Annotated in this window: 10 protein-coding genes; 8 read left to right on the top strand and 2 right to left on the bottom strand. The window is 43.7% G+C overall.

Annotated features, from left to right (window positions below):
- Nucleotides 1-122: 122 nt before the first annotated feature.
- Nucleotides 123-1,088, bottom strand: a complete 966-nt coding sequence (locus tag QT974_RS08390; protein WP_333468049.1) for a hypothetical protein — start codon at nucleotides 1,086-1,088, stop codon at nucleotides 123-125.
- A gap of 252 nt (nucleotides 1,089-1,340) precedes the next feature.
- On the opposite strand from QT974_RS08390, the gene QT974_RS08385 reads away from it, so the two are divergent.
- Complete coding sequence (locus QT974_RS08385) at nucleotides 1,341-1,985, top strand: CRISPR-associated protein Cas4 (RefSeq protein WP_333468048.1); 645 nt, start codon at nucleotides 1,341-1,343, stop codon at nucleotides 1,983-1,985.
- Here the strand turns inward: QT974_RS08385 and QT974_RS08380 are convergent.
- Nucleotides 1,974-2,111, bottom strand: a complete 138-nt coding sequence (locus QT974_RS08380; RefSeq protein WP_333468047.1) for a hypothetical protein — start codon at nucleotides 2,109-2,111, stop codon at nucleotides 1,974-1,976. The two genes, QT974_RS08385 and QT974_RS08380, sit on opposite strands and share 12 nt — an antisense overlap.
- Before the next feature lie 40 nt (nucleotides 2,112-2,151).
- Here QT974_RS08380 and QT974_RS08375 point away from each other — a divergent pair, with 40 nt between their 5' ends.
- The 7 genes from QT974_RS08375 (at nucleotide 2,152) to QT974_RS08345 (ending at nucleotide 7,472) form a co-directional block, all read left to right on the top strand.
- Complete coding sequence (locus tag QT974_RS08375; RefSeq protein ID WP_333468046.1) at nucleotides 2,152-2,691, top strand: Uma2 family endonuclease; 540 nt, start codon at nucleotides 2,152-2,154, stop codon at nucleotides 2,689-2,691.
- A 274-nt stretch (nucleotides 2,692-2,965) separates the two neighbouring features.
- Nucleotides 2,966-4,147, top strand: a complete 1,182-nt coding sequence (locus tag QT974_RS08370; protein ID WP_333468045.1) for a YcjF family protein — start codon at nucleotides 2,966-2,968, stop codon at nucleotides 4,145-4,147.
- 120 nt (nucleotides 4,148-4,267) lie between these two features.
- Nucleotides 4,268-4,807, top strand: coding sequence for a Uma2 family endonuclease (locus QT974_RS08365; protein ID WP_333468044.1), 540 nt, complete (start codon nucleotides 4,268-4,270; stop codon nucleotides 4,805-4,807).
- Nucleotides 4,808-5,201: 394 nt separating this feature from the next.
- A complete protein-coding gene (locus QT974_RS08360) occupies nucleotides 5,202-5,519 on the top strand; it encodes a 2Fe-2S iron-sulfur cluster-binding protein (RefSeq protein WP_293180336.1) in 318 nt (105 codons plus the stop codon).
- A gap of 57 nt (nucleotides 5,520-5,576) precedes the next feature.
- Nucleotides 5,577-5,768 carry a hypothetical protein gene (locus QT974_RS08355; protein ID WP_333468043.1) on the top strand — a complete coding sequence of 64 codons (192 nt, stop codon included), beginning with the start codon at nucleotides 5,577-5,579 and terminating at the stop codon, nucleotides 5,766-5,768.
- Nucleotides 5,765-6,847, top strand: coding sequence for a DUF3326 domain-containing protein (locus tag QT974_RS08350; RefSeq protein WP_333468042.1), 1,083 nt, complete (start codon nucleotides 5,765-5,767; stop codon nucleotides 6,845-6,847). The genes QT974_RS08355 and QT974_RS08350 overlap by 4 nt, the downstream gene beginning before the upstream one ends.
- Nucleotides 6,848-6,878: 31 nt before the next feature.
- Nucleotides 6,879-7,472 carry a CPBP family intramembrane glutamic endopeptidase gene (locus QT974_RS08345; RefSeq protein WP_333468041.1) on the top strand — a complete coding sequence of 198 codons (594 nt, stop codon included), beginning with the start codon at nucleotides 6,879-6,881 and terminating at the stop codon, nucleotides 7,470-7,472.
- Nucleotides 7,473-7,623 lie beyond the last annotated feature (151 nt).

Raw genomic sequence — 7,623 nt, 5'->3', positions numbered from 1 at the left:
TAAAAAGATTGAAGTGCAAGTTTTGGTCAATGAATGGCTGAGAAATAACATTAAATTTATTCAAAGTATTGAGTAGGTTAGAAATCCGGCTTCTTAAAGAAACTAAGTTTGTATCTTACCGGTTACTGTTTTTCCACCACCTCAAAACTTTGATAAAAAACTTGCCAATTGCCTTGCTGCTCCAACTGTTCAAATAACTCCTTAATCCGTTCAGCATTCCATTCGGGGAATTCTTCCTCTTGGTGGGGGGTTAACCAAGGCAAACTCAAAGGCTTTTCCAAGGCAATTGCTAAGAATTCCTCATTTCCTGCTTCTCCAAACATAAAGTTTTGCTTGTTGTAATCTGCCCAAGAATCCTTTTGAGGAAACCAAGTTACCCTTTTTTCCATAATAGAATTCGGTGCATAGCCTGATGATGGACATAGTAAACATTGCCCATCTTCGCTGCGATTCAACAACAGCAATTGATAATTAGAACTTTCTAAACTTTCTAAATTAATCTCCATCCAAAGCGACTGATTTGCCGGAATCGTTAGCGTAATTTTCTGTACCGAAGGGGGAGGTGTTTGCCGAACTAAGCCTCTATTTACCTGCACGGCTGTCATTTCCTCTTCGGTCAAAAACTGTAGCCAATTGGGAGGCGATTTAGCTTTTTTCTGCAAAAATTGCCAGCCATTTTCATCAAGCCACCGCAGATATTTATGATTCCACATCCAATCATAAACGACTTCCCAAGTACCTTTTTCTCCTTTTTTTCCATTCAGTAAGCTATCAACATCAACCCCATCGGCTCTCATTTCCGCTTCATATAGACCTGAAATTGCTTTTTTGTGTTCGGTTTCTAATCTCCCTACCATTGCACTCACAATATTTTGCACCGTTGTGCCGATTGAACTTGCATAATTTACACCTCCAAGAAGAGGATCTTTTGGCATTAAGTTTTCAGCAATTTCTTTATGTTGAACTGCAATAGGGCGATTTTTATCGAAGCGCAGTGGGAAAAATAATGACTCTCTATCATTAAACGCCGGCTGCGTTTTCATTTCTGCGGCAATGTCGCCAAGAAACTTTTTTTGTTCAGGAGTCATCGGGATACCTCTGATTATGCAACGAGCGAGAAACCTGGTTTCTGAAACCTCTCTTTCAATCTAGCACATCCCTAGCAGAAAGAAAAGGCACTCAAATCATCAAACTATTTCAACTATTTAGACTATTTCAAATAAATAAACTAGAAAAACTAGCTCGCTATAAAAACAACTACGTCAAGGGTATTGCCAACTATGTCAACTTTTTTATAGTGAAACTATGAACCTTGAATTTTAACCAAAAGGAAGTTGATTATGAAGCTGACACAAGCGCCAAAAAGATTTAATCCCTACGCCACTGTAACTGGGATTGCCGAACTTTTAGCAACCGAAAAAGATTGCCTACACGCATTATGGCAACGAACTCACTATCAATATGAAAAACAACCGAGTACCTATGACCCCTCAGAACATGAAGAAAAGCTGATTCAACGAGCAGTACAACTGCAAAAAGAAGGTTTCACCGTCTATGTTGAAAATCAAAATTCATTCAAATATAAAGGTCAAATGTTTGAACTCTGCGTTGCCGGCAGACCAGACATTATTGCTATCAAAGATGATTGGGCTGTTGTCGAAGATATCAAAACAGGCAAGCGCAAAGATTCACATAAAATGCAAGTGCTTCTCTATATGTCAATGTTGCCCTTTGCCCCCGAAACCAAAGATCTGTTTAAAGGTCACATTCCGCACGGGCGATTAGTTTATCGAGATTGCATTTTAGATATTCCCAAGTGGTATGTTAATGAGCAATTTAGACAGCGTTTGCAGCAGTTAATTGCCATGCTTTGTAATTCTCAACCTCCGAACCCAAAACCTAGCGATTGGGAATGTCGCTATTGCAAGGTTCCCTCTGCCTGCTGTTCTGTAAAGATGAGCCGAGAAACTGATTTATTTGCATAAGTTGAGTGCAGGAAATACCCGTAATGCCGACAAGCGACAGGTTTTTACCTGTCGCTCTACCTGACGGCGTTGCAGTATAATTTCAGCAGTTTCGGCAAAAGTACGATCGCCTTCCCGATCGGTCATAATAGTAATAAGTGAATTTTGTAAAAGCTAGGAAATAACGATGGTCACTGCTACCATAATATCAGATAATTTAGCTCTAGAAGAGTTCGTCACCGAGCCACCCGACAACATGGAATTGGTAGACGGCCAACTTGTGGAGAAAAATGGCATGACACTAAAGACGGGTAAAATTCAGTCAAGGCTAAGTCGTTACTGGGGAGATTATAAAGATTCCAGCGGACAAGGGGGAGAAGCTTATGTCGAGGTTCCTTGTCGCACTAACCAACAAATTCGCCGCCCTGATGTCGCTTATCTCACACCTGAATTAGTTGCACAATTTGGCAATCTTGCCACTTTACCCCAAAGTTTTTCGTTAATTGCCGAAATAGTTTCACCTACCGATATTGCTGAAGATGTCTTTCTCAAAGCACAAGAATATTTAGCATCTAGCTGTCAGGAAGTCTGGTTAGTTTTTCCCGAAAGTTGTTTAATATTCGTGATGACTCACGATCGAATACTGACATTTCGATCTGGCGATACAGCCAGCACTCAGCAAATCCTGCTCGGTTTTAGCATTGAGGTCGATCGATTGCTAGCTTAAACTAAATTATACAACCTTTCATGCCACATTCGCGACACAAAACTCTCCTCTAAGCGTTCCACTAATTCTGAACTCAAATTGCTACAATATTCTTAAGACTCTCCCAGTCCGCCTGCGCGGACTTCGTTTGTGTAGCCCCGAATTCTATTCGGCGGGCTTAACATTAACAACTTCGTTTGTGTGCCCGTAAACTCCCCGAATTCTATTCGGTGGGCTTAATATTAAAAATGAATGCTTAATCCTTAATATCCCACTATTCTCGGAGCAAAACGCCATGTCAGACGACTTTTCCCTAGATGAGCTTTTAAACAAAAGTTACTACGCTTTCAAAGACGCCGAAAACCAAGTGGGACAGTGCAATGTTTTAGTCATCGGCAAAACCGGAGTCGGCAAAAGTACCCTGATCAATTCTGTGTTTCGCCAGCGCTTAGCCGAAACCGGAGTCGGCCGCCCCGTCACTCACGGCATCCGCCAATATACCAAACCGAATTGCCCGATCGCAGTTTACGACACTCCGGGACTGGAACTCAACGCCGAACAAATTAAAGTTATTCAATTAAACGTTGCTAAACTGATTGAAGACCAAAGACTTTTGCACCCCAAAGAACACATACACGTCATCTGGTACTGCATCAATCACAGCGCCAATAGAATAGAAGCTGTAGAGGAAAGCTGGCTAAAAGAAATGGAAGTTAAAGATGTACCAGTTATTTTAGTTCTGACTCAAACTACATCAAAAAAACCGAGCGAGTTTTTCAAGCAACTGGAACACATGAATTTGCCAGTCAGTCAAATCATCCCCGTGATGGCTGAACCGGAAGAAATTGATGAGGATTATACTGTAAAATCTCACGGTTTAGACAAGTTGGTCGATGCAACTTTTCAACTGCTACCGGAAGTAGCTAAAAAAGCTTTTGTCAAAGAACAAATTGCTAATGTTGCGCTCAAATCCGATATGGCATTTAAGTATGTAAGCGGTTATGTGGCGGGCTCTGCGATTGTCGGCGCGACTCCCGTACCGTTTGCTGATGCGCCGATTTTGATGGCGATGCAAACGGCAATGATTGCGAATATTACTGTGATTTTTGGAATGCCTTTTGATAAGGGGTTTGTCTCAGCGATGCTGTCTGCTATTAGCGGTGCTGGTGGAGTGACTGCTGTTGGTAGAAGTATTGTGACTAATTTGATTAAAATGATTCCGGGTGCGGGTACAATTGTCGGCGGAGCTATCTCCGGTGCGACGGCGGCAACTCTCACGCTTGCCCTCGGTTTGGCTTACATTGAAGTGCTGAAAGCTTATATGAAAGCTCAAATTAATGGGGAACAGCTTTCTTTACAGCAGTTGACAAAGATGTTTGTGGATTTGTATAAGGATTATGCAACTTCTGGACGCAAAACTTTGAAGGATGACAAACTTAGTCAACCAAATCCTCCCAATCAAATTGATATTGAGTAAATTGGGCATTAGGTATTGGGCATTGTAATTTGCTTGACAAAAAAAGATAAAATGTAGGGTGCGCAGTGCGCACCTTACCGCCGACGACGTTAATTAGGAGTTATAAGGGAGTAAATAGCTATGGTAATGGCAGCCGTTTTATCAGAAAATGTTTCTCTAGAAGACTTCATCGCTAGTCCACCCGACGATATGGAATGGGTGGACGGGCAAATATCGGAGAAAAATGGCATGACAGTAAAACACAGTAGAATCCAATCTAGACTAGATTTTTCTTGGAGAAGTTACAAGATATCTAGCGGACAAGGCGGCGAAGTCTATACGGAAGTTCCTTGTCGCACTGACAGGCGAGTGCGTCGCCCTGATGTTGCTTATCTGACTGCTGAACTTGTTGCTGAATATGGCGATGTTGCTACTTTTCCTCAAAGTCCGCTATTAATTGCTGAAATTGTTTCTCCTACTGATATTGCGGAAGATATTTTTTTGAAAGCACAAGAGTATTTGGATTCTGGTTGTCTGGAAGTTTGGATTGTTTTTCCCGAAAGTCGCTGGATTATGATTATGACTCAATCTCAAAAGTTGACTTTTAATCTGGGTTCTACGATTAGCACTCAGCTTGTTTTGGCTGGTTTTAGTGTGGCTGTTGATGAGTTGTTGGGTTGAAGTAAAAGATTGGTTACTTATTTATACCAAGCTGATAAAACTTTTCTACCAAATAATTTTAGGTGGATTTGATGAACTTTTATTAATAGAAAAATTGTAGATAAAAGGCATAAAAACACAGAAAAACCTACATTATATTTTAATTGGGGAATGGAATGCAAGTCTATTGAATAATCCAAGTGCGGATGTATGAGATGGTCGATATTTAGTTGGAGATGGTTTGTGGCGATGCACCCTACGACTAAAATCTCAATACCGCTCAATCCCTCAATCCTTGAATATTCCCAAAAAAATGTAAATTTGCACAAAGTGACGAATGGCGGTAAAATACTGATTGCTTTGTTTGCAAATCTACCGTAGATTCCAATTGGGAATTAAAACCAATAATTGAAATATGTCTCAAACTTACACTGTTGAATTACTCCACCAAGGCAGCACTTATACCGTAGAAGTGCCGGAAGATCAACCAATTCTCCAAACTGCGATCGCCGCGGGGATTGATTTGCCCAACTCTTGCAATTCGGGGGTTTGTACTACTTGTGCTGCTAAGGTTGTTGAGGGTCAACTCAAGCAGGTTGATTGTATGGGCGTTAGTCCCGAACTTCAGGCTGAAGGTTATGTGTTACTTTGTGTTTCTTTTCCCCGATCGCACTTGAAGATAGAAACTGAAAAAGAAGACATTGTTTACGATCGCCAGTTCGGTAAATCCTAAAAATAGACTAAAATTGACAGCAATACCGATCGCGGTAAAACCATTATGGATCGCCCCATGACCACCCATTTCATTTCCGCAGAAGTTGACCTTTGCGACACCGCCGAAGAACTCCACTCGGCCATTGAAATTGAACTGCAAAAACACGGCGAACCCCTGCGCTGGGCAGTCACAGATGTGGATGTCGATCGCCAAAAAGCCCTGGTAGAAGGCTACGTGCTCGTGGAAGCATCCCCGGTAGCAGCGTGAACCCCCGCCCTTTAACAGTGGTTTTGATAGTCCCCACAGGCGTTGGAGCCTCGATCGGTGGGTTTGCAGGAGATGCGCTACCTGTGGCTAGGGCGATCGCCCAAATCTCCGACACCCTGATCGCTCACCCCAACGTCCTCAACGGCGCTCAACTTTATTGGCCCATACCTAACGCCCTTTACGTCGAAGGTTATGCTCTTGACAAATTTGCCGCCGGATGCTGGGGACTGCAACCGGTACATCAAAATCGCATCGGCTTGATCGTGGATTGCGCGATCGAACCTGAGTTACAATTGCGCCACTTACAAGCCGTTGATGCTGCTAGAGCCACATTGGGTTTAAACATAACTGACTGTATTTTGACCGATCGCCCCCTGCAAGTAGAATTGCGCATTTCAGAATCAGGGGCATCCTGGGGGACGATCGGCAATCCCGACAGTTTACTGCGCGCCGCCGACAAATTGATCGCACAAGCCAAAGTCCAGGCGATCGCAGTTGTGGCCAGATTTCCCGACGATGAAGGTAGTATCGCCCTGGAAAACTACCGCCGCGGCAAAGGAGTCGATCCCCTCGCAGGCGCCGAAGCAGTCATCAGTCACCTGATTGTCAGAACATTTAAAATTCCCTGCGCCCACGCCCCCGCCCTGTCGCCACTTCCCCTCGATCCGCACCTGTCCCCGCGATCGGCTGCGGAGGAAATCGGTTATACTTTCTTACCTTGCGTGCTCGCAGGACTAAGCAAAGCTCCCCAGTTTACAACACAGAAAGCCCAGGAACACAGCCAATTATCCATTACTGCCGATCGAGTCGATGCGGTGGTAATACCCGCCACAGCCTGCGGCGGCAGTGCTATTCTGAGTTTGAGCCGGCGACCGACAGTACAAATCATCGCAGTGGGCGACAACAAAACCCTGATGCAGGCTACTCCAGAAAAACTCGGAATCAAAGCTTTGCAGGTAAACTCATATTTAGAGGCGATCGGCGTATTGGTCGCTTTACGAGCCGGCATCAGCCCAGCTTCCTTGAGTGCAGACATCTCCCCCCTGCGGTGTTTGTCAGACTCAACTCAACAAATCTAAAATCTAAAACCTAAAATCTAAAATTGATTAAGTGCCAGAAAAACTTCCCGAAAATCCCGAAATTGAACCGTTGACGCGCACTCAGGTTTTAGTAGCAATGGGCGTGACAGCAATTATGTTGCTGGCGGTAGCTAAATTGTGGTTGATATTTGGATCGGTATCGCTTCTGCCCGTAAAATTGATCGTCATAGATTTGTTCAAAGGATTTGCGATCGGATTGGCAATTACAGGCGGTAGTGCGATCGTATACCAACTCTGGCCCGGTTATCGCCGGAGTGCGGACATTTACTTAGAAGTAGTGCTCAAACCTTTGTTTTGGCCGGATTTAATTTGGCTGGGACTGCTACCGGGACTTAGCGAAGAATTGCTATTTCGAGGCGTAATGCTATCTGGTTTGGGATTGAATGTAACCGGTTTAGTTTTATCGAGTTTTTGTTTCGGAATTCTGCACTTGGGAGGAATGGATCAGTGGCCTTATGCTGTTTGGGCGACGGCTGTGGGTTTCCTGCTGGGTTACAGTGTTTTAGCTACTGGCAATTTGTTAGTACCAATTACGGCTCATGTCTGCACGAACTTGATTTCTAGCTGTGTTTGGAAGTGGGAACACAATATGGTGAAGCGGTAGGGCGATCGCGCAGATTGCTTAGTAGTGAGGACTTCAGTCCGCAGAAATTCAAGGACTAAAGTCCTGACTACGAACCTTTGGTATTTGTTTGTACTCAGGACTTCAGTCCGCAGAAATTCAAGGACTAAAGTCCTGACTACGAACCTTTTTT

The sequence above is a fragment of the Microcoleus sp. BM001215392 genome, from assembly GCF_036700185.1.
Lineage (GTDB): Bacteria > Cyanobacteriota > Cyanobacteriia > Cyanobacteriales > Microcoleaceae > Microcoleus.
This window is presented reverse-complemented; position numbering and strand designations above follow the sequence as displayed.